We start from the raw sequence: 23,899 nt of genomic DNA, 5'->3' as shown, positions 1-23,899 counted from the left end.
TCGCCGTGCGCATGCGCCCGCGCTCTCTCGACGAGGTTGTGGGGCAGCAACACCTGCTGAAACCCGGCTCACCGCTGCGAGTTCTCGCGGCTGAGGGGGAGGCGCAGCGGGGCGCTGTGTCAATCATTCTGTGGGGTCCACCCGGTACCGGAAAGACAACGCTTGCTCAGGCAATCGCCCAGTCGAGCGGCCGCCGATTCGTCGAGCTCTCCGCGGTAACCGCCGGCATTAAAGACGTGCGCACCGTCATGGAACGCGCTCTGAACGACCGAGATCTCTTTGACATCGCTACGGTTCTCTTTCTCGACGAGATCCACCGCTTTACCAAAGCGCAGCAAGACGCGTTGCTGCCCGGCGTCGAAAACGGCTGGGTCACGCTCGTGGCCGCAACAACCGAGAATCCTTCGTTCTCTGTAATCAGTCCGCTGCTGTCGCGCTCGCTCCTGCTCACACTCGAGCCGCTGCAGGACGACGAGCTCCGCACGCTACTCACTCGTGCGGTCGAGGATCCCCGCGGTTTTGACAGTGCGATCTCCCTTGAAGATGAGGCGTTCGACGCCCTCGTGCAGCTCGCCTCGGGTGACGCTCGTCGCGCCCTCACCGGTCTCGAGGCGGCAGGGGCATCTGCCCTCGCCGGTAAAAAGGGCGCTGAGACACCCGTTGTCACCGCCGAAATCGTGTCGGTCTCTGTTGATCGTGCACTGCTGCGCTACGACAAAAATGGCGATCAGCACTACGACGTGATCAGCGCCTTCATTAAGTCGCTGCGCGGCTCGGACCCGGACGCCGCCATTCACTACCTCGCCCGCATGATCGAAGCGGGGGAGGATCCTCGCTTTATTGCGCGCAGGCTCATGGTGCACGCTGCAGAGGACGTTGGGATGGCGGATCCTCAAGCCCTGTTGATTGCGGTCGCCGCCGCTGAGGCTACGCAGCTCATCGGGCTGCCCGAGGCGCGCATCCCGCTTGCCGAAGCGACGATATACATCGCAACCGCACCAAAATCTAACGCCGTCATTACTGCCATCGACAGTGCCATCGCTGATGTCAAAGCCGGCCGCTTTGGTTTGGTGCCGATCCACCTACGTGATGGACACTACCCGGGTGCAAAGCGCCTCGGCCACGGCAAGGGCTACAAGTATCCCCACAATGAGGCAATGGGCGTCTCGAAACAGCAGCACCTTCCCGATGAGCTCTTGGATCGCGAATACTACAAACCCGTGCCGCGCGGTCACGAACGCGAGATCGCCGACCGCCTCGAGAAGATACGCAAGATTACCCGCGACATCTGATAAGCTTTCCGTTGGCCTACACCACTTCTTGCTGCTGGCTGCAAGCGAGAGGCGGGTGGCAGTCGCCCTGTAGCCGGGTTTCTGCGCTGGTCGTTCCCTCACCGAAGACGGTGTGCTGTGTCGCGTGCATTGCTGCTTGATCCTTGGATCTGGCCGGTCAATGCGGACACAGCGTGGCCGAGAGAACACGCGATTTCGTTAGAAGTCGCAAGAAATGTCAGAAACTCGAAAGGATACACGTGTCTACTACGTCGCGTACCCGCTCACAGACCCGCCGCTCGCGGGCACTGGGCATTGCACTTACCCCCAAGGCCGCCAAGTACATGGAGCGCCGTCCGTACGGCCCCGGTCAGCACGGACGCACCAAGCGTAAGAGCGACAGCGACTACGCTGTTCGTCTGCGCGAGAAGCAGCGTCTTCGCGCCCAGTACGGCATCCGCGAGAAGCAGCTTGTTATCGCGTTCAAGGAAGCCCGTCGTCAGGACGGCCTGACCGGTGAGAACCTGGTTGAGCTCCTCGAGATGCGCCTTGATGCCCTCGTGCTCCGTGCAGGCTTTGCCCGCACCACCGCACAGGCTCGCCAGCTGGTTGTGCACCGCCACATTCTTGTTGACGGCAAGATCGTTGACCGTCCCTCGTTCCGCGTCAAGCCGGGTCAGCTCATCCACGTGAAGGAGCGCTCCGAGGCTATCGAGCCCCTCCAGGTTGCTGCTGCTGGCGGCCACGCAGAGGTTCTGCCGAACGTTCCCGGCTACATCGAGGTTGAACTCGACAAGCTGCAGGCTCGCCTGCTGCGTCGCCCGAAGCGCGCTGAGGTCCCCGTGACCTGTGAAGTGCAGCTCGTGGTTGAGTACTACGCAGCTCGCTAAGACAGCGTCTCAAAATGGGGTACCGGTTCGCCGGTGCCCCATTTTTTGTATCTCCCTGTCGATCCCTGCCAATCGGGTGAAGTCATATTGCGGGTTGGCAAGCTCCCAACTAGCAATTTGGCCACACTCGATTGGGAGGGGCGGGAGGGGCGGGGAGGGGGAGCCGCAAACAGAGCCGAACCGCGCCGACGCGAGGCTGTTTGCAGAGGATCGGCGGCTCGTCCACACGATTCGCATAGGATCATCTGGCTGACTTAGAGGCATGAGAACACAAACGTCGCGCGAGGTAAACACCGCACGGGATCAGAAACCGCGCGTGCTTGTGGTTGACGACGAACCCGCGCTCTCCGACCTGGTCAGCATGGCGCTGCGTTACGAGGGCTGGGAGACGCAGGTCGCGAGTAACGGCGCGGACGCTTTGGCGGCAATCCGGGAGTTTGCACCCGATGTGCTTGTGCTCGACATCATGATGCCCGGTCTTGACGGGCTCGAGGTGCTGCAGCGCCTGCGCGACGAAGGCGACGGTGTGCCGGTGCTGTTCTTGACGGCACGAGACTCCATGCAGGATCGCCTCACCGGCCTAGACATTGGCGGCGATGACTACGTGACGAAACCCTTCAGCCTTGACGAACTCGTGGCCAGGGTGCACGCGCTCGCGCGACGATCTTCCAGCAAGCTGCGCGTCACAGATGACGCCGTGCTGCGAGTGGGGGATCTCTCGCTGGATCAGAACAGCTTTGACGTGCGGCGCGGTGACGACGTGATCGACCTCACGTCGACCGAACTGGAAGTGCTGCGTGTGCTGATGGAAAATCCAAGCCGGGTTGTGACGAAAGCCCACATTTACGAGAGCGTGTGGCACGGCGAGTTCGACGGCAGCTCTACCGTCGTTGAGCTCAATATTTCGTACCTGCGTAAAAAGATCGAGGCTGCAAAGCCCCCGATGATCCGAACCGTGCGCGGGGTTGGGTACATGATCAGGCCGGCAAGCGATGACTAGTGCGCAGGCCGCTGAAGGTCCCACAAAAACTGCGCCGCGTAAGCACAGCTGGTCGCTTCGCACACGAATCGTAGCGGCCCTCGCATTCACGGTGATCCTGCTCTCGGGCACGATCGCCGCTATCGGGCTGACATCTCTGCAAGCATCGCTCATACAGCAGCTTGACGGTGGGCTGCGTGCGCTCTCCTCACGAGTGATGGTGACGAGCGGAATGACCGGCCCTGATACGCCCGGAGGCCCGGGTGGCGACCTCGTCCAGCTCATCGACGGTCCGGGTGTTGCAAGCGGAGCCGTGCTGGTGCACGTCGATGCTAGTGGCGCGAGTGGGGTGTTGCTGGAAGAAGACTTTTCGACAAAACAGCTCTCAGCCGAACAGCTCACCGCCATTACCAGTGGGTGGAGCGACACACCGACGCGCAACATTACCCCGGGAGACGGCCTCGGCGACTATCGGTTCCACATTGAGCAGCGCGGCGGAGTCGCAATGATCGTCGGCCTGCCCCTCGCGTCCGTCGAGCAGACGATCTCTTCGCTCGGGATCAACATGGCGCTTGTGGCCATCGCCGGTTGTCTGGTGTTCGGTTTTCTTGCGGCCTGGTACGTGCGGCATGAACTGCGCCCACTCGAAAAGGTCGCAGATGCGGCCGAGGGCATCGCAGAGACCCCGCTCGAGCGTGGTGAGGTGCACCTGCAACACGCAGAGGAGCCCGGACCAAACGCAGCGGGAGAGGTCACGCGGCTCGTGTCCGGCTTCAACTCAATGATCGACCAGGTGACCCAGGCATTCCGCGCGCGGCACGACAGTGAGGAAAAGGTTCGGAGATTTGTGTCTGACGCCTCTCACGAATTGCGCACTCCGCTTGCTTCGATTCGGGGATACTCAGAGCTCACTCGCCGCATGAGTCTCGAGCTTCCGAAAGACGCCGAGTACGCGCTCGGTCGAATTGAGTCCGAGTCGGTGCGCATGACGGATCTGGTCGAGGATCTGCTGTTGCTCGCGCGGATTGACGAGGGCCAGGAGCTCACGAGCCAGCCTGTCGACCTCACAACGCTTGTTTCCGATGCCGTGAATGACGCGGCCGTTGCGGGTCCGGATCACGAGTGGCTTTTTGATCCCGAACAGAACGGCGCTGGCGCAGTAACCGTAACCGGCGATCCTGCTCGGCTGCAGCAGGTGCTCGTGAATCTTCTTGCCAACGCGCGTATTCACACTCCTGAGGGCACAACGGTGTCGGTCTCGCTGAGCGAAGACACAAACTGGGCGACAGTTTGTGTGCATGATGACGGACCGGGTATTCCGGCGGAACAACTGCCAAAGCTGTTCGAACGCTTCGCCCGTGGAGACGCCTCTCGCACGAGAGCGACCGGAAGCACGGGGCTTGGCCTCGCGATCATCGACGCAATCGTCGGCGCGCACGGTGGTGAACTTCGTGTCACGAGCGAGCCCGGAGACACGTCATTCATCGTGCGGCTGCCCAAAAAGTGATCCACAGCAAGGACTCCGCCCGCTGAATACTCCTACCGCTAAGCTTGTCGGGTGCCTTCCCGTTGCTTCGGTGGGGGCTTTCAAACGAAGGGATGGGAAGTTATGAGCAAGTTTCGTTGGCTCGTGACGGGTGCGGTTTTGGGTTTTGTTGCGGCCCACTTCGTGAACCAGACAACCGAGGGACGCCGGTTCTTTGACCGGCTCAACCGCGGGTTCGAGGAGTTCAATCGTGCTTTCGACCGTGGTTACCACGAGGCTGAGCCTGGTAGCGAAGACGATGTTGAGTCCGCTCTCGGCTCACTGAAGGCCAAGAGCGACCGCTAACGCGCCCCCGTTTTATCAACGCCCGATTTCCACGAAGGACACACCCGGATGAAGACCGCTGAGATCCACCGCCGCTGGCTCGACTTTTTTGAGAAGCGTGGGCACACCGTAGTTCCCTCCGCCTCGCTGGTGAGTGATGATCCAAGCCTGATGTTTACGGTGGCCGGCATGGTGCCGTTTGTGCCCTATCTGTCGGGCATGGTGCCAGCGCCTTACCCGCGCGCCACGAGCGTGCAGAAGTGCATTCGCACGAACGATATCGAAGAGGTTGGCAAGACCCCGCGTCACGGCACGTTCTTCCAGATGGCGGGTAACTTCTCCTTCGGTGACTACTTCAAAGAGGGCGCCATTAGCTTCGCTTGGGATCTGCTGACCACGAGCGAAGAAGAGGGTGGGCTCGGCTTTCGGCCTGAGGATCTCTGGGTCACAGTCTACGAAGAGGACGACGAAGCACTCGCACTCTGGAAGCAGCACTCGACGTTGCCGGACGAGCGGATCCAAAAGCTCGGCAAGGACACGAACTACTGGTCGACCGGCCAGCCCGGCCCCGCGGGCCCCTGCTCAGAGATCTTCTTCGACATGGGTCCCGAGTACGGCATCGACGGTGGCCCGATCACTGACGATGATCGCTACGTCGAGATCTGGAACCTCGTGTTCATGCAGTACCAGGTCGCAGATGTGAAGTCGAAGACCGACTTTACGATCCTGGGCGAACTGCCGAAGAAAAACATCGATACGGGGCTTGGCCTCGAGCGCGTCGCCTTCATCAAGCAGGGCGTGCAGAACATGTACGAGATCGACCAGGTGCGCCCGGTGCTCGACCGCGCGGCAGAACTGGCGAAGAAGACCTACGGCGCCAACCACGAGGACGACGTACTGCTGCGTGTTATCGCCGACCACGTGCGCAGCGGCCTCATGCTGATCGCCGACGGGGTGACTCCCTCGAACGAGGGTCGCGGTTACATTCTGCGTCGCCTGCTGCGCCGCGTCACCCGCTCAATGCGCCAGCTGGGTGTTGAGGGCCCGAGCTTCGCCGAGCTGTTCCCAGTATCGCGTGACGCCATGAAGGCCGCGTACCCCGCCGTTGAGCACGACTTTGATTTCATCGCGCGTGCTGCGTACGCCGAGGAGAAGACCTTCCTGCGCACACTCGCATCCGGCAGCCAGACGCTTGATACCGCGGTGGCCGAGGCAAAGCAGGCCGGGGGATCGGTCTCGGGCGAAACCGCCTTCCTGCTGCACGACACCTTTGGCTTCCCGGTCGAACTGACCCTTGAGGTCGCCGAAGAAGCGGGTGTCTCCGTTGATGCTGAGGTCTTCAAGACTCTGATGCAGGAGCAGCGCGACCGCGCGAAGGCCGATGCGAAGGCGAAGAAGGGCCAGCGCGCGGATCTCTCTGTGTACAAGGAGCTGCGCGGGCTCGGCGAAACGCTCTTTACCGGCTATGACGAGCTGACCCACGAGAGCCGTGTGCTCGGCATCGTGGTCGACGGCGCACCCGCGCGAGAGGCACACGAGGGCCAGGTTGCCGAGCTCGTTCTCGCGGAGACTTCACTCTGGGCCGAGTCTGGCGGACAGGATGCCGACCAGGGTCTCATTCTCGGAGACGGTTTTGAGGCCGAGGTACTCGACGTGCAGAAGCCCGTGCAGGGACTGATCGTGCACACCGTGCGTGTGCTTATTGGCACGATCGCTGTTGATGCGCGCGCTGAGACCCAGGTTGACGCCGACTACCGCCGCGGTGCCACGCAGGCTCACTCGGGCACGCACCTCGTGCACGCGGCGCTCCGCGATGTGCTCGGACCAAACGCGCACCAGACCGGCTCGTACAACAAGGCCGGCTACCTGCGACTTGATTTTTCTCACAGCGATGCGCTGTCGACCGAAACGAAGAGCGAGATCGAAGAGATCTCAAACCTCGCCATTCGCTCTGACTACGAGGTTGTGACACGGGAGATGGGACTCGAAGAGGCGAAGGCGCTCGGCGCAATGGCACTCTTTGGCGAGAAGTACGGCGATCGAGTTCGTGTCGTGGACATCGGCGGTGCCTGGTCGCGCGAGCTCTGTGCGGGCACGCACGTGTCGAGCTCGGCTGAGGTCGGCATGATCAGCCTGGTGTCCGAGAGCTCCGTTGGCTCGACGAACCGTCGCATCGAGTCACTCGTTGGCATCGAGGCGTTCCGCAACTTCGCCGCTGAGCGCGCGATTGTGCAGCAGCTGACGAGTGGCCTGAAGGTGCCGCGAACCGAGCTGATTACCAAGGTGCAGGATCTTGGAGCGCAGTTGAAGCAGGCCGAGAAGAAGATTGCCGCACTCGAGGCAGAGAAACTGGGGCAGCGTATCCCGGAGCTGCTCGCGGGTGCTGAGCAACTTGGCGGATCGCGAGTTCTGCTCGCCTCGCTCGGCAGTGTGGGATCGGCTGACGACGTACGTTCCATGGCGCTGCAGCTGCGTGAAAAGCTCGGCAGCGATTCCGCCGTTGTGGTGCTCGCGGGTGAGGCGGCGGGCAAGCCGGTCGTCATCGCGGCGACCAACCCGGCTGCGCGTGAGAACGGTGTGAAGGCTGGAGCGCTCGCGAAGCTGGCCGCGCAGGTGCTTGGCGGTGGCGGTGGCGGCAAGGACGACCTTGCTCAAGGCGGCGGCACTGATCCCGCGAAGATCGGTGATGCCCTCGCCGAAATTCGACGGACGCTCGGAGCGTAACGCTTGCAGGGTGAGATGCGCAGCGGAGTGCGGCTCGGCGTCGACGTGGGCAAGGCCCGCGTTGGTGTCGCGCGCAGTGACAACCACGGTATGCTCGCGACCCCGGTTGAGACCGTGGCTCGGGATCTGCCCAGCGGATCCGTCGCGCGAGTAGTTGAGATAGCGAGTGAACTCGAAGCCTTCGAGATTATCGTGGGGCTGCCCCTCAACATGCGGGGGGAACGAACACTGTCGACCGATGATGCCCAAGCGTTTGCCGAAGAGCTGGCGACAGCGTGTGCACCGAGCGACGTCTCGGTGCGCCTTGTTGACGAGCGACTCTCAACCGTCTCGGCCCAGTCGCAACTGCGCCAGGCAGGCAAAAAAACCAAGCAGAGCCGTAACATTATTGACCAGGCCGCCGCTGTAGTGATCTTGCAGCACGCGCTCGATATCGAGCGTGCTCGTGGTGAAGCAGCTGGAACTGAAGTGGAGCCGCAGAGCGGGCCGCTGGGAGAGGGAACACCAGAATGAACGCCCGGAAGAATAAGGCGCCAAAGACACCTGAGCAGCGCGCACGCACGAAGAAGCGCGTGATTATCTCGCTCTCGGTTGTGGTGGTGCTGCTTGGCGGCCTTGTCGCCGGTGGCGCCTACCTCTGGTCGCAGTTCGGCGAGGGAATCTCGAAGGCCATGGGCTGGGTGGACGACGACTACGAGGGGAACGGGCACGGAAACGTGCTGATTACCATCACCTCGGGCCAGAACGGTGCCGACGTCGCAGACACACTCGCTGCAGCCGACGTGGTGAAAACCGCCGACGCGTTCTACGCACTGCTGCTCAAGCAGGATCCCGAACCCGACTTTCAGGTTGGCACCTACCAAATGAAGTCCCAGATGAGCTCGAAGGCGGCGCTCAAGGCGCTTCAGGATCCGGCTAACCGCAAGGAACTCACCGTCACCATTCCCGAGGGTATGGCCGCGACGGACGCGCTTGATCGGGCTTCAGAGGTTCTCGGCATTCCGAAGGCCGATTTTGACAAGGCGATCGCCGATCTATCTGTGTACGGCATTCCGAAGGAGTTCCCGTCGATTGAGGGGTTCCTGTTCCCGGCGACCTACACGTTTGAACCCGAAGACACCGCGCAGACCGTGGTGCAGACCATGGTCGACCGTATGAAGCAGGCGCTCGCTGAGCACGGAGTTCCCGCGGGCGAAGAGTGGCGTGTGCTGACGCTCGCCTCGGTTGTGCAGCGTGAAGCCGGATCTAACCTCGAAGACTTCCCGAAGATTGCACGTGTCTTCCAGAATCGTTTGGACCAGGGCATGCTGTTGCAGTCCGATGCGACTGTGGCCTACGGTACCGGAAACACTCACACCGTGTGGACGACGGATGAGGAGCGTGCAGATGCTTCAAACAAGTACAACACCTACGCCAACCCAGGCTTGCCAATAGGCCCAATCGGCAACCCCGGTGATGTCGCCATCGAAGCAGCGCTGCACCCGGCCGAGGGGTCCTGGCTTTACTTTGTGCCCATCGATCTTGAGACCGGTGAGACAGTATTCTCCACGACCAAAGAAGAGCATGATGCGGCCGTCGCCAAGCTTGGCGAGTGGTGCACCGCTCACAAAGCCGCGGGAGGAACACGCTGTGACTAAGGCCGAGCAGCGCCAGCTTGCGGTGCTCGGTTCGCCGATCGCGCACTCGAAGTCGCCGCTCATCCACCGGGCAGCGTACGAGCTGTTGGAGCTGCCCTGGAGTTACGGCTCTGCCGAGCTCACTGCTGACGGTCTTGAGACTTTTCTCAAGAGCTGCGGAGCGGAGTGGCAGGGGCTCTCGCTCACGATGCCCCTGAAGGAAGAAGCGCACAGGCTCGCCGTGGTTCGGGATCCGGTCGCTGAAGAGAGTGGCGTGGTCAACACACTGTTGCGCCTCGCGGGCGACGCGGGGTGGGCCGGGTTTAACACCGACGTGGCCGGACTCGCGAACGCGATCGAAATGGCCGGGCTTGACGCCAGGCACACGGTTGTGCTCGGATCTGGAGCCACGGCAGTCTCGGCTGTTTTGGCAGTTCGGCGCCTCGGCGCTGAAACGGTGCGGATCCTCGCCAGGAATACAGCCGCCGCCGCGGATCTTGCTGATCGATTCGATCTCGGCCTGTTTGATGCGGGGGAGTCTGCGCCTGCGACCCTCGTGGTTTCGACCCTGCCAGGCCCCGCCAGCGCTACGGTTGATCTACCGGGTGAGCTGATGCAGATCCCTCTCTTCGACGTTGCCTATGACCCGTGGCCCTCACCCCTTGCCCTTCGCTGGGATGCAGCGGGAGGATCAGCGCACTCCGGTCTGGAGATGCTCGTGGAACAGGCCATCATTCAAATCAGGATCTTTCGCAACGGCGATCCCGACACCCCGCTTCCAGGGGAAGAGAACGTGCGCGCGGTGATGCAGCAGGCGGTCTAGGTTTAAGGGATCTAAGTCGCTTGAGCCCCGACCGTTAGAGTGAGTGTAGGGAACATTACTCACGCGCAGGAAGGCATCAACATGACTCCGGCTTCTGACGGCAAGGGCACGTTTTCAGCGCAGGAACGCGCCTCGATGAAAGAACGCTCTGCTGAGCTCAAGGCAGACGCGAAGCGGGCCAAGAATGCAGAGAAGGCGGCGGCTGACGCGGCTGACGTGCTCGACAAGATTGCCAAGATGTCTGACGGGGATCCAGCGTCTGCACGACATCGTCACGGCGGTGGCTCCCGAGCTGAAAGCCAAGACCTATTACGGCCAGCCCGGATACGCTCTCGACGGCAAGGTTGTGTGCTTCTTCCGCAGCGGCGACGGTGACAAGCTGAGATACTCCACTTTCGGTCTCAGCGTCAACGCCGCGCTCGACACGCCTGACGGATTCTGGCCCACGTCGTACGCGCTACACGAGCCGAGTGAAGACGTGTGGGAGCGTATTTCGGCTCTGGTTCGGCAAGCAGCCGGGCAAAACGCCGCCTAACGACACGAGTTTGGTGCCGGTCTGCGACCCTTCGCTCTCTCAGATATGGGAAGATGGTCGGTATGCTGCGTTGGCTTACCGCCGGGGAATCCCACGGCCCTGAACTCATTGCTGTCCTAGAGGGACTGCCCGCCGGTGTGCCGGTGTCGCTCGAAGAGATCCAGAAGGATCTGGAGCGGCGCAAGCTCGGTTATGGCCGTGGCTCCCGAATGAAGTTTGAGCAAGATGAGCTCCACCTTTCGGGGGGCGTCGTGCAGGGTGTCTCCATTGGTGGACCAGTCGCGATTCGGGTGGGAAACACCGAGTGGCCCAAGTGGACCGAGGTCATGAGTGCCGAGGCGACCGAGCTCTCGGAGAAGTCTCGCGGACGTGGGGCCCCGCTCACCAGGCCGCGGCCCGGACACGCCGATCTCGCGGGCATGCAGAAGTACGGCTTCGACGAGGCTCGTCCGGTACTGGAGCGCGCAAGCGCTCGCGAGACCGCTGCTCGGGTTGCCCTCGGTGCAGTCGCACGAGCGTTTCTCGGCGAGCTCGGTATTACCCTCGTGAGCCACACGGTGGCGCTCGGCGAGATCGAGGTGCCCGCCGGATCACCTTTGCCCAGGGCCTCCGATGTAGCGGCCCTCGACGCTGATCCGCTGCGCTGCTTTGACGCGGAGACGAGCGCGCGGATGGTCGCCGAGGTTGACGACGCCAAAAAGACGGGCGACACGATCGGCGGAATCGTTGAGGTTCTTGCCTATGGATTGCCACCTGGGCTCGGATCGTACGTGCACTGGGATCGACGACTTGACTCGCGCCTTGCCGGCGCCCTCATGGGTATCCAAGCGATCAAGGGTGTTGAGGTTGGAGACGGATTCGAGACGACACGCCGTCGCGGCTCGGCTGCGCACGACGAGTTGCACGTGTCTGATGGTGTCATCTCACGCGAGACCGGGCGCGCCGGTGGCATTGAGGGCGGCATGACAACCGGCCAGATTCTTCGGGTGCGCGCCGGCATGAAGCCGATCGCGACGGTTCCCCGCGCACTGCCGACGGTTGACGTTGCAACGGGGGAGGCCGCCACAGCTCACCACCAGCGCAGCGATGTGTCTGCGGTGCCCGCCGCTGGTGTTGTAGGTGAGGCAATGGTGGCGCTTGTGCTCGCAGACGCAATCTCGGAGAAGTTTGGCGGAGACAGCGTTGCAGAGACCCGACGCAACCTGCAGGCGTACCTCGCGGCAATTCCGGATCGACTCACCACCGCTATCGAATCGTGACCGGATCGAGGCGGGTGCACCTAGCGGCGGGCGCGCCGCTTCCTGAGCCTGACCCGACTCTCTCAGCGGAACCGACGCCAAAGCCCAAGCCTCCTCCACCGACTTCGCCGATTCTGCTTCCAGGCAGTGTCGACGGGGCCGCACAAGAGGAGCCCGCCACCGGTGGTCGCAGCGGAAACAGGCGACGGCGGCGGCGCAAGCGCGGGCCGAAGCTGCCTGATCGTGTGATCGTATTTGTTGGCCCGATGGCGGCCGGGAAGACGAGCCTCGGTAAGCGTGTTGCGCGCGAGCTCGGGGTTCCCTTCGTCGACAGCGACGCAGTGTTTGTGCGCCAGCACGGACCCATCACAGCCTTTTTCGAGACCCACGGGGAAGAAGACTTCCGGCGCATCGAAGCGGAACTCATTGCGGCTGAACTCGCCACCCCCGGGGTGCGGGTGCTCGCGCTCGGCGGCGGTGCGGTGCTGACGGATAGCACCCGCGAGTTGCTGAGTGGTTTTCCGGTTGTGCTGCTCACGACCACGCAGGAGGCCGTGTTGCGCACCGCAAACATTCAGCGGCGGCCGCTGCTGCGCAACGATCCAAATGCCTGGAATCGAATTTTCGAAGAACGCAGACCTCTTTACGAAGAAGTGGCCGACGTGAGCTATCGAACGGATCGCGCCACCAAAGAACAACTTGCCCGGCGTGTGACGCAGTGGGCGCGCAGCTTTAGGAAGGACACCAAATGACGAGCACCGTCACCACCATCCCCGTTACCGGAGACACCGAGTATGAGGTGATCGTTGGCCGGGGGATTCTGGGTCGTGTGCCCGATGCGCTGGGTGACCGGGTCAATAAGGTGCTCATTGTGCACACGCCAACCGTTGGGCGCCTTGCGGAGGAACTCAGGTCTTCCCTGCAGGAGAAGTATGCTCAGGTGCTGCTCGCCGAGGTGCCCGACGCTGAGGCCGCAAAGCGCGTCGAGGTTGCGGCGTTCTGCTGGCAGATTCTGGGGCAGGCCGACTTTACCCGCTCCGACGCCGTGATTGGCCTCGGCGGTGGCGCCGTCACTGACCTGGCGGGTTTCGTGGCGGCCACGTGGCTGCGGGGTGTGAAGCTTGTGCAGATCCCTACCACGGTGCTCGGCATGGTTGACGCGTCCGTTGGCGGCAAAACCGGCATCAACACTGCCGAGGGCAAAAACCTCGTGGGAGCGTTTTATGCACCCGCCGCCGTGCTCTGCGACATCGAGCTGCTGGCGACGCTGCCCAAAAACGAGATTCTCGCGGGCTTTGCCGAGGTTGCCAAATGTGGCTTCATCGCTGAGCCAGAGATCCTCGATCTGTTGGAGGCCGACGTTGAGCGCGCGACCGATCCATCGACCCCTGAGTTTCAGCGGGTGGTTGAGCTCGCGATTGGTGTGAAGGCCCGTGTTGTGTCAGAAGACTTCCGTGAGGGAGGGCTGCGCGAGATCCTAAACTACGGGCACACCCTTGGACACGCGATCGAGCACGCCGAGCGTTACCAGTGGCGCCACGGTGTCGCAATCTCCATCGGCATGATGTACGCGGCCGAGCTTGGGCGAATGGCTGGTTCGCTCTCTGATGAAGTCGTTGAACGGCACAGGAAGATTCTGGGATCGCTGACACTTCCACTCGCGTACCCAGCGGGACGCTGGCAGGGGCTGCTCGCGGCAATGCAGCGCGACAAGAAGGCACGCGCGGGTATGCTGCGCTTTATTGTGCTCGACGATATTGCGAAACCACGGGTGCTTGCCGGTGTTGACGAGTCGATGCTGCAGTTCGCCTATCAGGAGATCGCAAACTAGGGGTATGGCGCAATTTGAGAATTGCGCGTAGCCTGGTGATATGAGTATTGCGGTTCCGGTTCAGTCGGGTTTCGAAGACGGCCTGCGCATGCTGCTTGGCGCCGCCGGGAGCGGGGCGCTGCTCGCTGAACTCGTTGGGGTTACGCCTGCACAGGTGACCCGGTGGAAACAGGGTAAGCAGGTGCCTTCTGCCGAGGCGGCACGCACGGTCATGGATTTTGCCTACATCGTGACCCGTGCAGAATCGACCATGCACACCAAGGTCGTGCCCATCTGGCTTGACTCACCGAACCAGTTTCTTCGCGGTTCGACGCCCCGCGAGTGCGTCAGAATCGGCCGTGTTGCGGAGGTCATTGCCGCGATCGAGGCCGAAGAAGAAGGCGCGTACGCCTAACCATGGCCGAGTCGCTGCGCCTGTTTCGGTGTTACCCACGGGTGTCGGGTGCCCGCAAGGGAAAACCCGGGCACTGGTCGTTTGTGCCGCCGCACCAGGTACACGGGCGCTGGGACAACTCGGATCTGTACGATTCTTGGTACTTCTCTCGAACGCAGGTTGGGGCGATAGCCGAGAGCTTCTATAACAAGCAGCGCTGGATTCCCGAGGTGTTTCTGACTCCCACTGGAAGCCCCCGCGCCATCGCAGAGTTCAGTTATCAGGGCGCAATGCCGCTGAACCTCGACGATGCGGCAACACTGCTTGAGCTGCGGGTGCGACCGAGCGAGGTCGTGATCCGCAACCTCAATAGAACCCAAGCTCTCGCGCGCAGCGTCTACCAGGGCGGCGACGAGGTGGGCGGCGGGCTCTCTTGGTGGTCGTCGCAGGTTCCCTCTGAAACGTCAGTGGTTCTTTGGGGCGCGGAAGGCGCACCCCCGCCCGGCCTCAAGCTGGTTGGTATCCAGGCTTTGAGCACAGAGCACCCCGCCGTTATTGAGGCTGCTGCCCAGCTGTATCGCCGCCTGGGGTGATCACAGCGCGACAGGCGAGCTGGAGGGCCAATCGCGTCTCTGGCGAGCCGAGATCGGCTCCAATGAGCTCCTGGGCGCGCTGCACCCGCTGCATGACGGTGTTGCGGTGCACCCCGAGCGCAGCCGCCGTCGCTTGCACGCCCGACTCGTTGTCTAGATATGCCGCGAGGGTTGCAAGTAGCTCCGGCGCCTGAGTGATGATCGGAGCGAGCATTGATTCCGCTGCCGGCAAGAACGTGTCGTTGCCGGTCCAGGCGAGCAGCAGCTGGTCCAAGCCGAGGGTGTCGACCCGCACGAGATAACCGGTCGCGGATCGTGAGACCGCAATCTTCGCGGCGTCCGTAGCCTCGCTTAGCGTGCGTGAAAGACCAACTTCTCCGCTCTGTAGCGAACCGATGCCGAGCGCGACGTCGCGGGTTGATCTCAGCCGCTGATGAGTGTCGTGCAGTGAGTTCGCGTAGTGTTCCACGTCGCTCGGTGTCGGCGGTTCTGAGAAGCTCAGCCAGGCAAGCACACTCTGGCCATTCAGCGCAGCGTGCGACTCCGCGGAAATCTCGCTGAGCTCATAGGAGACGGCTCGCAGCAAACCGACCGGATCAACGCGGCCCCGGGGAGTGAACTGAAAGCCGAGGTGAAAGCCGCCCGTGCGCCAGCCCTTGTCCGTCATTCGACGCTGCACATCGGGATCCCGCGCGCCACGCAGATCCATAAAGTTTCGCAGCAGATCGGCTGAGGCCGACGCATCATTGACCGATGCGAGTTCGTCTATGAGTATCCGCGCTGCCACAGCAGGCATCATGATTTCGACGACCGTTGTGAGTGCGCGCAACTGGGCGTCGCCAATGCCCTCGCCGAACGCAACAAGCCTCAGACCGGGCCGCGTTGAACTGTCGACGCGCACCGAGGCTGCGGCCTGCTGCTCAAAACGGGCTGTGCTGATCCACGGTGAAAACTGGATGTGTTTGTGCAGCTCCGACGTGAGCTCACCACCGGCCTGTTGAACCGGACCCGCGGTGTCGATGAGGGCGAGACCGTGCCCGATAGCTGCGCACAGGTGCCGAAGGAGGTCCGTGAGATCGGCAGCTGGATACTCGAAGGCCTGCGCCACCTTTCTGACGTAGTCGATCGTCAGTGCATCTCGGGCCTGCTGCAGCTGCCAGCTCGCTCGAGCGAGATCAAACGGGCGGCTCACGCTGAGGAGCGTCAGGCCCAATCGCGTCGCCAGTTTGCGGGTTCCCGATCCAGCATCTTCCGCTCGCCGGATCGCAAGTGCGGTAAATCCCAGGTCGCGCACCCTGCGAACAAGCGCGTCCTGTTGCCAGGTGGCCTCAGGAACGCTTGCGGTGAGAATGAGTAGCCCGCTGCCGGGCTCATTCATTTCGTCGACGGTTACCTCGCGCCAGCCATCACTTTCGGGACCGACGACATAGACGAGGCCCCCGTTGTTCGGGTGCGCCAGCAGTGCGGGGAGGTCGAGAGTGAACCTCGGAGTAGCCTCATGCCCTATCAAGTTGGATCCAATCCGGGAATGCCGTAGGTCGAAGGAACTAATCGAGCTGATCGATCAGGTGAGGATCGCCACCACGAATCCGCGGGGAGCGTGACAACGGCGATATGCCGATTGGGTCGGAGGTCCGTCGCCTCAACAATCTCTCGTGATCGCACATCGATCGCGGCGATGTAATCGGGCGCCGCTGAAACCGCGACGCCGTCGACAACAACCGCAAGAAACTCGGACCGTGCGATGAGCCGCAGCACCTCGCCGTTCTGGGCCTCAATTTCGGCCGCGTGCACGTGAGGATCGTTGCTGCTCTGCGTGAGCTCAAGAATGCGACCCTGCCCGATAAGGGTCGCGCCGATCCTGGTCACGAATTGCTCAAGCGGTTCGCTGGCGGTTTCGGCCAGTGCCTTGCCGATGTGAAGTGAACGGACAAGGTGCCCGTGCAATGCGTGCGAAATAAGGTCACCGGCCGTGAAGCCAGAGAAGAGCACCGTGCCGGTGCCGCCGGCCTGGATCATCGCGGCGCGCATGAGCTGGTCTACATCTTCAGCTCGCTCAGACTGAATAAGTGAGAACCCGCCAGCCCCCGTGCTGCAGACAGCAAACACACCCGGAACCTTATCGATATAGAGGCTCGTTCGGTCAACCGTTGGAACGGCACGGCCGCTGCAGTCCGCATCAATAATGGTGTGCTCCGCAGAGAACAGGAACGGTGTCAGCGCGTTCATGCCGCCCGCTTCAAACGAGCAGGCGGCCTCGAGGCGCGCACCGAGCCATCGCTCCGCGATCCTGACCAGAGGAGAAAAGAGCTCGAACCCCGGAAGCCGCTCGCTGAGGAGAAGCGTTGAGCCAGCAAACGCGGGCGCAAAGCACATCGTGTCTGGAGAAACCTCCGTGGGGAGAAGCGCCTGGACCGGCGACTCAAACGCGCCTCGCACGAGTATTTCCGTGAACCGGGTAGATCCGCCGCCACCCGAACCGCAGAACGAAGCCCCGGCAGCCAGCCGTGGAAGGTCAGCCGTTGTGAGGGTGAGGCCCATGGCTACCAGAATAGGGGATTACGGGCCGCTGAGCTGCTCGACAGGAACGAACGAATCACTCAGACCAAACGCCTGCGGGCCAAACGTCTCAAGTGCGGCCTCTGAGCGCATCAGGTCTGGAGTGGAAATACCCAAGACACGAACCCGCTGCCCGTAGCGCAGACCCTCGGTGGTGATGGGCTCGGCTGTTTCGTGATCGACGATACAGATAAGGTCAGGCACGATCGCCAACAGCTCGTCGCCGCGGCGAGCGACAAGGTTTTCGTTCTGAAAGTTAATCTCGACCGGCACTCCCGTGTCATCAAGATTGCTGATCGTGGCTTTGCCCCGGGCAAATCCCTCCGTTGTGCGACGCTCTACGTCGACCACCTTGCCCACGTGCAACTCACGCACGTGGGAGTAGAGCGTCTGGGCAAGGGTGTCTGCGATGGCGGTAAAGGGCGAACGATGCTGTTCCCGTGCAAGGCGGATTGCCCGGCCGAGATTGAGCGCCATTGAGAGCGTGCGGGGCACCGCGGTGCGCCGCACGTCCGCCCCGGTCATTGCGTACTCGGCAATGTGGCCTACGCCACCAAGCCTGATGGTGACGGCGCGTGCAAAGGACTCCATCTGGCGATTATCGGCACCCGTGTCAATGATGACCTTTTCACCGCGCTCACCGGCGAGTGCGAGGGGTGAACCCTGCACACCATACACGGCAAACGTTTCCATGGAGAGCTCAGGGAACGCTCGTCCCATGCCGTCTGCATCGACCACGGGCAGGCCCGACTCCGCGGCAACGATGAGGGGGATCATCGAGTTGATGCCGCCGCACTCGATCGGCATGGTCGCCTCCGCCGTTCGCCCGAGGTGTGCTTCGAGCGTGCGCAGCGCCAAGAGCGGTTCTGTGCCGGCGGGGATTTTTTCGACCATCACGGTCGGTGCGCCCATTTGTGCGGTGGGGATCACAAAGAGTTCGTCCGCGATCTCCTCAGGGTCGAGAATGGTGATCTCACCATCGCCGAGCACCTGCTGAACAAGCATCTGGCCGATGTAGGGGTCGCCACCGCCACCCGTGCCGAGGAGCGTTGCTCCGCGAGCCAGGTCGGGTAGGTCGTGTGCGGTGAGCGTCCAACTCATGAAGCGATCCTGACTTCGCTGATCGAACGCCCCGGGCGAACCTGCCCGTCGAAGCGATGCGGCTCGAGATCGTAGCCAAAGTAGCGTGGCCCCACCATTTCGATCGCCTCCGGTGAGTGCCAGCGTTCGTCTGCCGGAGCCGCAATGACACGAACGCGCTGGCCGTAGTGCAGGCGCTCAGTAGTGATCGGTTCGCCGCTTTCGTGGTCGAGCACCATGATGAGGTCGGGAGTTGTGGCAAGCACACTGCCGTCGAGCTCTGCGATGAGGTGTTCGTTTTGAAAGGACACCGTGAGCGAGTTGGCACCCTCGGTAATCGTTGCCCGGCCGCGGGCGAACCCGGCACTCGTTGAGCGCTCCACATCGACAACCTTGCCGCCAAAGAGCACACGACCTCCGAGCATCTCGGCTACGCGCGCGACGGCATCTTGCTTGTCGGCGCGCGCCTCAACAATGGTGCGACCGATGTTTGTGCAGGTTGAGAGGGAATCTTTGACGAGAGCCTTCTTTGCGGTGGCGCCAGTCATGTGGAACCCGGAGAGCATGATCGAGCAGCCCATTTCGACGGCCGCAACACGAATGATGCGTTCGCCCCACGCGTTGTCAACGGTTCGGAGCACACCAACGTTGCCCTTCTCGTCTGCGTAGGAGAGCGGTGAGGCGGAGACTCCGTAGAGTGTGGGCAAGACCATCTGAAGTTCTGGAAACGCTCTGCCCATGCCGTCACCATCGATCAGCGGCAGGTTGAGGGCCGCCGCGGCCGCAACCGGAATGGTCGAGTTCACCCCGCCAACCTCGATGCACATGATGTGGGTGATGGGCCGACCGTAGTGCTCGCTGAGCTCCTTGACCGGCCGCATGATCTCGTCAAGGCTCGGCAGCTTTTCGACCATGACGGTCGGCGCGCCGAGCATCGAAACACACGCCACAACCGCGTCATCGGGGAGTTCGTCAAGCGACACCACGGTCACATTGCCGTACCGACGAAGTGCTTCCTTTGCCAGGAGGCCGCCGATGTAGGGATCGCCACCGCCACCGGTCCCAAGTACGGCGGAGCCCCTCGCAAGGTCGTCGATGTCTTCAACTGAAATGATGCGGCTCATCGTTACGCCTCCATACCGAGGTCGCCCACGGCCTTGACTCTGATCCTGGTCGCGTTGCCCGGGAGATAGGGGATCGGCACCTCGTCGAAATCAATGATCGAGACCGAACTGGGTGTCGCGCCGGCGGCAACAGCCTTTTCGACCGCTTCCGCCCGCACCTCGGCGATTGTCTGCTCTCGCTGCCCTGGCGCAACCGAACATACCTTGTCGATCTCACCGCTCACCTGCGCGATGGAGGCGCCGATGGCGTTTGCGACGGCGTAGTTCAGCGGTTTGGAGACCGCACCAAAGAGAGGAAGCGTGTCTGGCAACAAGATGGAGCCACCACCAACCGCTACAACCTCAATGGGCTCCGGTGACGTGCGCATACGATCCACGGCCTCTGAAATACGCTCGGCAATGCGATCGAGCACACGCTGCACAAACGCGGGGTCGAGGTGGGCAACCTTTGAACGGTCGCCAACCTCGGCCCTTCCCGCTGCCACCGCAATATCCGTGGCGGTCAGTGTGGTGCCACCAAACACAAGTGCTTCCGTTGAGAGGTTGTAGCCAACCGACTCGGGCCCAACCTCCGCGGTTTCCTCGTTCACGATGCTGCCACCGCCGATACCGAGTGAGAGCACGTCGGGCATGCGGAAGTTGGTGCGAACACCCGCGACCTTCACCTCGTTCGATGTTTCGCGGGGAAACCCGTTGATGAGCAACCCAATGTCGGCCGTGGTGCCGCCGACATCGATGACCGCGCAAGTTTGCAGCCCGCTGGTGAGAGCCGCGCCTCGCATCGAGTTTGTCGGCCCGGAGGCAAACGTGGCGACGGGGTAACGACGAACGTATTCCTCATCCATGAGGGTGCCGTCGTTCTGGCTCAGGAAGATCGGCGCTTCGATGCCCTCTGCCCGAACGGCAGCGGTGAGCCCGTCGACGATCTCCGAGGCGAGCTCGCGGAGCGCCGCGTTAATGACCGTGGCGTTCTCGCGCTCGAGAAGACCGATGCGACCAATCTCGTAGGAGAGCGAGATGGCCACGTCGTTTCCGAGCACCTCGCCGATAATGCGAGCGGCCTCGATCTCTAGATCGTGATTCACGGGGCTGAACACCGAGGAGATCGCAACTGACCGGATCCCGTGCTCGCGCATATCGGCCGCGTGGGCGCGAAGCTCGTCGGGGTCGAGCGGGCTAATCGGGCGACCATCAAACTCGTAGCCGCCGTGCGCGAGATACGCACGCGCGTGGATGGCCGAGGTGAGCTCTTCGGGCCAGTCAATCAGCGGCGGAAGCGCCTGAGTAGCGGGGAGCCCGAGCCTCAGCGCTGCCGTTGGCGCGAGCCGCTTCGCCTGTACAAGGGCGTTAATGAAGTGGGTGGTGCCGATCATAACGGCACTGATCTCAGCGCCCTCGAACCCGTGCGCGGCGCGCAGGTCAGAGATGGCCTGGATAATGCCGGTCGTCACGTCGGGGGTCGTTGCGTGTTTCGTGCCCGCGAGAGTTCGGGTGCCGTCCATCAGTACGGCATCGGTGTTGGTGCCGCCAACATCAATTCCAATGTGCATGGTGCTCGCTTTCTGAGTGCTGAATGTTGAGGGGTTCGTTATGACTTAGTGGGAGCCGAGCCAACGGCTCTCACCCAGCCGAGTTTGCCCGCGACGATGTAGAGAACCATCGAGATGATGAGCGAGAACACGGCCGGTATGCCCCAGGTGATGAAGTAACCAGCCACCGAAGAAATCGCCCAGATAATGAGGGTCGCGGGGACCAGGCGAGGCGCGAAGGCGGGCAGTACCCCAGCCGCTCGGGTTTCTTCGAGCTCACCACGCCAGCGCTTCACCACGAAGTACTCAGCGACCATAATTCCCGCAATCGGTGGGAAGGCCACCGACAGCACAACGAGAAATCCGGTGAACTGGCCGAGAATGCCCGCGGCGGCGAGAGCCGAACCCACGATGCCGAGCACGATCGTGGTGGTGACCCGGTTCAGGTTCTTACCAAAGGCCGTGGAGATGAAGTTCACCAGCCCGAGCGACGACGAGTAGAGGTTCCAGTCGTTGATCTTGAGCGTGCCGGTGATCACGATAATAAGACCCACGAGCCCAACTGAAGACGTAATGATCGCAACCACGTTGCCCGATGCGGCGGCATGCGCGAGCAGCACACCCGCCAGGCCGATAACAAACTCGCCGAGGGTGACACCAACGACGGTCTGCTTGACCACGTCGGCGCTCGAGCGGTTGAACCGAGTCATGTCGGCAGAGATGATCGCCCCGACGATGAGGCCACCGGCGACAATACTCGTTCCGGCCCAGACGCTCATCGTGGGGCCGGGAGCCGGACCTGTAAATAGCTCACCAATGTCGTGCTGAGTGAGCTCACTAATGATCGCCCAGCCGACCAACACGAGGAAGAGTGGCACCGTGATGTTTGCGAGCCACTGCATGCCCTTAAAGCCAAAGGCAACGATCGCGGTCACCACAAGCCCAAAGATGAGGCTCCAGAGCCACACGGGCATGATTCCCGGCATGAGGCTATCCAGGGACTCGGCCGAGATCGCGGACTGAATGCCGAACCAGCCAATAAGGCTGATGCCAATGGCGAGGCCAACGAGTGATGCCCCGATCTCGCCAAAGCCCGTCCAGCGGGCGAGTAGTGCCGTGTTGAGGCCCTCTCGCTGTCCGATGATGCCAACGAACACGATCACGACTTCAAGGATGATGGATCCGAACAGAAAGGCGAGCGCGGCCTCACCGAAGGTCATCGAGTAACCGAGGGTTGCCCCGAGTAGAAACTGCGAGAGCGCCGATACCTGACCGAATCGCTGAACCGCGATTCCGAACCAGTGTTTTCGAGAGGCGGCATCAACTCTGGTGAGGGCGAAATCGTCGCCGTGCGAGGTTCGAGACATGAGCATCCTTGCTGCTGGGTTTGGAACACTTGGGGGTCCAGCAAGAATACGTGGGTGAGCGAAGTCACAATATGTGCAATATGCACTATTTATCTTAATTCAAGTGCAATCTGCACACTCAGGCTAGTGCAGTCGAAAACCTTGACCCTCAAGAATGAGCGCGAGCACACGACGATCCTCGCGGTGCATCACGCCCTCAACAAAGCGGGTGAGCGCACGCTCAAGCGAAACGGTGCCCGCACTGCCGGCTACCTTCTGCAGGATCGCAACGAGGGTTCGCGGAGCGAGCACGGATTCTTCGAGCCCCGGTCGACCATCAATCTCCCGCTCCGTCGACACGAAGCTATCAAAGCCCTCGCCGTGAGCTCCCGCAAACACCTGCTGGCTGATGAATGCCGCCCGCGACACTCGCTGCAACTCGCTCACGGTAATGCCGGGAGGCAGCTCACCGCGCCGATCCACAATGGCGGCCGCCGCAAGTAACGCGTTCTCGACCGGAAACTCGGTGTAGTCCCTTCCCGTATCGGGGTAATGAACTCGATAGCTGTTCGCCCCAAAGCGGTTGACGAGCTCTGCGCTGAGGCGGTCGAGCCCGCGGTAGCGGTGGGGAGTTTGCTCGTTTGCTGTGGCAAGGATCGCGAACCCCCTCGCGATCAGCACCGGCCGCCCGGCATCCTCCTGAACGTTGAGCGTGTCACCGGGGCGCAGTTGCAGAATGCGATTGAGGCGCTTCAAAAACTCAGGTGGCATCGCGTTGACCTCGTCGAGGATCACCGGGCGTCCCTCCGCCATGGCCCGCAGCAGCGGGCCGGGCACAAACACGCTCACCGTAGCGCCTCCCTCGGCGCGAAGCTCGTGGCTGCCGATCAGCTGGGCACTCGTGATGTCTCCGTAGCCGGAGATGAGTTCGGGTTCGGCAGACGGATCCTCAACAACCCGGCGGCACATGTGCTCGGCGAGCGCGGTCTTGGCACCACCCGTTTCGCCTACGAGCAGCAGCGGTTCGCCGCGCAGAAGTGCAGGGACGGCCTCCGCAATAATGTTGCTCATCTGCTCGGTCATGAGAAGCCCGGATCGCAACTGTGCACTTGCGTCGCGCAGCCGGACTGACCCAAGCGCGGTGAGCACACCGTCTCGGATGCGCGCGGACGTGATCTCAGCCTTCCAAGCGGAATGATCGGACCCTGAACTTCGCAGTTGCTGAATCTTCTTCGTCTCACCGCTTGTCAGTGAGCGTCGGTCGGCGATCGCCCGCGCCACGATACTGTCGGCGGCGGCGATCCTGCCCGCATTTTCATCGGCCTCGCGCCTCGCTTGTGCCACAACACGTAACACTCCAGCGCGCTCGGTGAGAGCCTGATTGAGCGTCTCGCGATGCGCCGGATCAGACCACAGCTCTTCTCGCCGGTTCTGCAGTTCACGGAACTCTTGCTGCAGCTCCGGGTTTGGGTGGGAACGCAACGCCTCGCGCACTCGGCGGGCTTGTGTCGTGAGCTGCTGAGCTTCAAACAGGATCGGGTCGGCATCGATCGGGAGCATGTCGTCACGCTACCATCT

Annotated in this window: 22 protein-coding genes; 15 read left to right on the top strand and 7 right to left on the bottom strand. The window is 62.3% G+C overall.

The window, feature by feature from the left end; genetic code table 11:
* Window positions 1-11: 11 nt before the first annotated feature.
* The 15 genes from G7068_RS01830 (at window position 12) to G7068_RS01760 (ending at window position 14,683) form a co-directional block, all read left to right on the top strand.
* Entirely contained in the window at window positions 12-1,292 is a 1,281-nt protein-coding gene (locus G7068_RS01830; RefSeq protein ID WP_166292944.1) for a replication-associated recombination protein A, read from the top strand.
* A 239-nt stretch (window positions 1,293-1,531) separates the two neighbouring features.
* Window positions 1,532-2,161: a 30S ribosomal protein S4 gene (gene rpsD / locus G7068_RS01825; RefSeq protein WP_166288029.1), complete on the top strand. Its 630-nt coding sequence runs from the start codon at window positions 1,532-1,534 to the stop codon at window positions 2,159-2,161.
* A gap of 262 nt (window positions 2,162-2,423) precedes the next feature.
* The gene (locus G7068_RS01820) at window positions 2,424-3,161 is read left to right on the top strand and encodes a response regulator transcription factor (protein ID WP_166288026.1); all 738 of its coding nucleotides are present in this window, start codon (window positions 2,424-2,426) and stop codon (window positions 3,159-3,161) included.
* A complete protein-coding gene (locus G7068_RS01815; protein WP_166288023.1) occupies window positions 3,154-4,647 on the top strand; it encodes a sensor histidine kinase in 1,494 nt (497 codons plus the stop codon). Before G7068_RS01820 ends, G7068_RS01815 begins: the two co-directional genes overlap by 8 nt.
* A gap of 102 nt (window positions 4,648-4,749) precedes the next feature.
* A complete protein-coding gene (locus tag G7068_RS01810; RefSeq protein WP_166288020.1) occupies window positions 4,750-4,971 on the top strand; it encodes a hypothetical protein in 222 nt (73 codons plus the stop codon).
* Between the two features lie 48 nt (window positions 4,972-5,019).
* The gene (gene alaS, locus G7068_RS01805; protein ID WP_166288017.1) at window positions 5,020-7,674 is read left to right on the top strand and encodes an alanine--tRNA ligase; all 2,655 of its coding nucleotides are present in this window, start codon (window positions 5,020-5,022) and stop codon (window positions 7,672-7,674) included.
* Window positions 7,675-7,689: 15 nt separating this feature from the next.
* Window positions 7,690-8,187 carry a Holliday junction resolvase RuvX gene (gene ruvX, locus G7068_RS01800; protein WP_166292943.1) on the top strand — a complete coding sequence of 166 codons (498 nt, stop codon included), beginning with the start codon at window positions 7,690-7,692 and terminating at the stop codon, window positions 8,185-8,187.
* On the top strand, window positions 8,184-9,311 hold the full coding sequence (gene mltG, locus G7068_RS01795; protein ID WP_166288014.1) for an endolytic transglycosylase MltG: 1,128 nt from the start codon (window positions 8,184-8,186) through the stop codon (window positions 9,309-9,311). The genes ruvX and mltG overlap by 4 nt, the downstream gene beginning before the upstream one ends.
* Entirely contained in the window at window positions 9,304-10,113 is an 810-nt protein-coding gene (locus tag G7068_RS01790) for a shikimate dehydrogenase family protein (protein WP_244304602.1), read from the top strand. Before mltG ends, G7068_RS01790 begins: the two co-directional genes overlap by 8 nt.
* Before the next feature lie 184 nt (window positions 10,114-10,297).
* The gene (locus G7068_RS01785; protein ID WP_244304600.1) at window positions 10,298-10,648 is read left to right on the top strand and encodes a DUF1801 domain-containing protein; all 351 of its coding nucleotides are present in this window, start codon (window positions 10,298-10,300) and stop codon (window positions 10,646-10,648) included.
* 62 nt (window positions 10,649-10,710) lie between these two features.
* On the top strand, window positions 10,711-11,907 hold the full coding sequence (aroC, locus tag G7068_RS01780; protein ID WP_166288008.1) for a chorismate synthase: 1,197 nt from the start codon (window positions 10,711-10,713) through the stop codon (window positions 11,905-11,907).
* Entirely contained in the window at window positions 11,904-12,638 is a 735-nt protein-coding gene (locus G7068_RS01775; protein WP_244304598.1) for a shikimate kinase, read from the top strand. Before aroC ends, G7068_RS01775 begins: the two co-directional genes overlap by 4 nt.
* On the top strand, window positions 12,635-13,717 hold the full coding sequence (gene aroB / locus G7068_RS01770; protein WP_166288005.1) for a 3-dehydroquinate synthase: 1,083 nt from the start codon (window positions 12,635-12,637) through the stop codon (window positions 13,715-13,717). Before G7068_RS01775 ends, aroB begins: the two co-directional genes overlap by 4 nt.
* A gap of 40 nt (window positions 13,718-13,757) precedes the next feature.
* Window positions 13,758-14,111 carry a helix-turn-helix domain-containing protein gene (locus G7068_RS01765; protein ID WP_166288002.1) on the top strand — a complete coding sequence of 118 codons (354 nt, stop codon included), beginning with the start codon at window positions 13,758-13,760 and terminating at the stop codon, window positions 14,109-14,111.
* 2 nt (window positions 14,112-14,113) lie between these two features.
* The gene (locus tag G7068_RS01760) at window positions 14,114-14,683 is read left to right on the top strand and encodes an RES family NAD+ phosphorylase (protein ID WP_166287999.1); all 570 of its coding nucleotides are present in this window, start codon (window positions 14,114-14,116) and stop codon (window positions 14,681-14,683) included.
* On the opposite strand, the gene G7068_RS01755 is transcribed toward G7068_RS01760, so the two are convergent.
* From G7068_RS01755 to G7068_RS01725, 7 genes are all read right to left on the bottom strand, one after another.
* Window positions 14,643-16,193 carry a PucR family transcriptional regulator gene (locus G7068_RS01755; protein ID WP_244304596.1) on the bottom strand — a complete coding sequence of 517 codons (1,551 nt, stop codon included), beginning with the start codon at window positions 16,191-16,193 and terminating at the stop codon, window positions 14,643-14,645. The genes G7068_RS01760 and G7068_RS01755 overlap by 41 nt on opposite strands.
* On the bottom strand, window positions 16,190-17,224 hold the full coding sequence (locus tag G7068_RS01750) for an S-methyl thiohydantoin desulfurase domain-containing protein (RefSeq protein ID WP_166287996.1): 1,035 nt from the start codon (window positions 17,222-17,224) through the stop codon (window positions 16,190-16,192). The genes G7068_RS01755 and G7068_RS01750 overlap by 4 nt, the downstream gene beginning before the upstream one ends.
* A gap of 18 nt (window positions 17,225-17,242) precedes the next feature.
* On the bottom strand, window positions 17,243-18,343 hold the full coding sequence (locus G7068_RS01745) for a DUF917 domain-containing protein (protein WP_166287993.1): 1,101 nt from the start codon (window positions 18,341-18,343) through the stop codon (window positions 17,243-17,245).
* Window positions 18,340-19,446: a DUF917 domain-containing protein gene (locus G7068_RS01740; protein WP_166287990.1), complete on the bottom strand. Its 1,107-nt coding sequence runs from the start codon at window positions 19,444-19,446 to the stop codon at window positions 18,340-18,342. Before G7068_RS01740 ends, G7068_RS01745 begins: the two co-directional genes overlap by 4 nt.
* Before the next feature lie 2 nt (window positions 19,447-19,448).
* Entirely contained in the window at window positions 19,449-20,996 is a 1,548-nt protein-coding gene (locus tag G7068_RS01735; protein WP_166287987.1) for a hydantoinase/oxoprolinase N-terminal domain-containing protein, read from the bottom strand.
* 38 nt (window positions 20,997-21,034) lie between these two features.
* On the bottom strand, window positions 21,035-22,342 hold the full coding sequence (locus G7068_RS01730) for a purine-cytosine permease family protein (protein WP_166287984.1): 1,308 nt from the start codon (window positions 22,340-22,342) through the stop codon (window positions 21,035-21,037).
* Window positions 22,343-22,465: 123 nt separating this feature from the next.
* Window positions 22,466-23,881 (bottom strand): AAA family ATPase, encoded by a 1,416-nt coding sequence (locus G7068_RS01725; protein ID WP_166287981.1) that lies wholly within the window; start codon window positions 23,879-23,881, stop codon window positions 22,466-22,468.
* Window positions 23,882-23,899: the final 18 nt, after the last annotated feature.

It is taken from the genome of Leucobacter viscericola, from assembly GCF_011299575.1.
GTDB classification, from domain to species: domain Bacteria; phylum Actinomycetota; class Actinomycetes; order Actinomycetales; family Microbacteriaceae; genus Leucobacter; species Leucobacter viscericola.
Note: the sequence above shows the minus strand (reverse complement) of the source record. Positions and strands in the feature narration are given on the sequence as shown.

Coding starts and splice junctions, on each gene's coding strand:
- G7068_RS01750 (WP_166287996.1), bottom strand. CDS start 17,224: ATGGGCCTCACCCTCACAACGGCTGACCTTCCACGGCTGGCTGCCGGG.
- G7068_RS01740 (WP_166287990.1), bottom strand. CDS start 19,446: ATGAGCCGCATCATTTCAGTTGAAGACATCGACGACCTTGCGAGGGGC.
- G7068_RS01785 (WP_244304600.1), top strand. CDS start 10,298: ATGCAGAGAAGGCGGCGGCTGACGCGGCTGACGTGCTCGACAAGATTG.
- aroB (WP_166288005.1), top strand. CDS start 12,635: ATGACGAGCACCGTCACCACCATCCCCGTTACCGGAGACACCGAGTAT.
- alaS (WP_166288017.1), top strand. CDS start 5,020: ATGAAGACCGCTGAGATCCACCGCCGCTGGCTCGACTTTTTTGAGAAG.
- G7068_RS01830 (WP_166292944.1), top strand. CDS start 12: ATGCGCCCGCGCTCTCTCGACGAGGTTGTGGGGCAGCAACACCTGCTG.
- mltG (WP_166288014.1), top strand. CDS start 8,184: ATGAACGCCCGGAAGAATAAGGCGCCAAAGACACCTGAGCAGCGCGCA.
- G7068_RS01735 (WP_166287987.1), bottom strand. CDS start 20,996: ATGCACATTGGAATTGATGTTGGCGGCACCAACACCGATGCCGTACTG.
- ruvX (WP_166292943.1), top strand. CDS start 7,690: ATGCGCAGCGGAGTGCGGCTCGGCGTCGACGTGGGCAAGGCCCGCGTT.
- G7068_RS01760 (WP_166287999.1), top strand. CDS start 14,114: ATGGCCGAGTCGCTGCGCCTGTTTCGGTGTTACCCACGGGTGTCGGGT.
- G7068_RS01820 (WP_166288026.1), top strand. CDS start 2,424: ATGAGAACACAAACGTCGCGCGAGGTAAACACCGCACGGGATCAGAAA.
- G7068_RS01765 (WP_166288002.1), top strand. CDS start 13,758: ATGAGTATTGCGGTTCCGGTTCAGTCGGGTTTCGAAGACGGCCTGCGC.
- G7068_RS01745 (WP_166287993.1), bottom strand. CDS start 18,343: ATGAGTTGGACGCTCACCGCACACGACCTACCCGACCTGGCTCGCGGA.
- G7068_RS01815 (WP_166288023.1), top strand. CDS start 3,154: ATGACTAGTGCGCAGGCCGCTGAAGGTCCCACAAAAACTGCGCCGCGT.
- G7068_RS01810 (WP_166288020.1), top strand. CDS start 4,750: ATGAGCAAGTTTCGTTGGCTCGTGACGGGTGCGGTTTTGGGTTTTGTT.
- G7068_RS01725 (WP_166287981.1), bottom strand. CDS start 23,881: ATGCTCCCGATCGATGCCGACCCGATCCTGTTTGAAGCTCAGCAGCTC.
- G7068_RS01730 (WP_166287984.1), bottom strand. CDS start 22,342: ATGTCTCGAACCTCGCACGGCGACGATTTCGCCCTCACCAGAGTTGAT.
- aroC (WP_166288008.1), top strand. CDS start 10,711: ATGCTGCGTTGGCTTACCGCCGGGGAATCCCACGGCCCTGAACTCATT.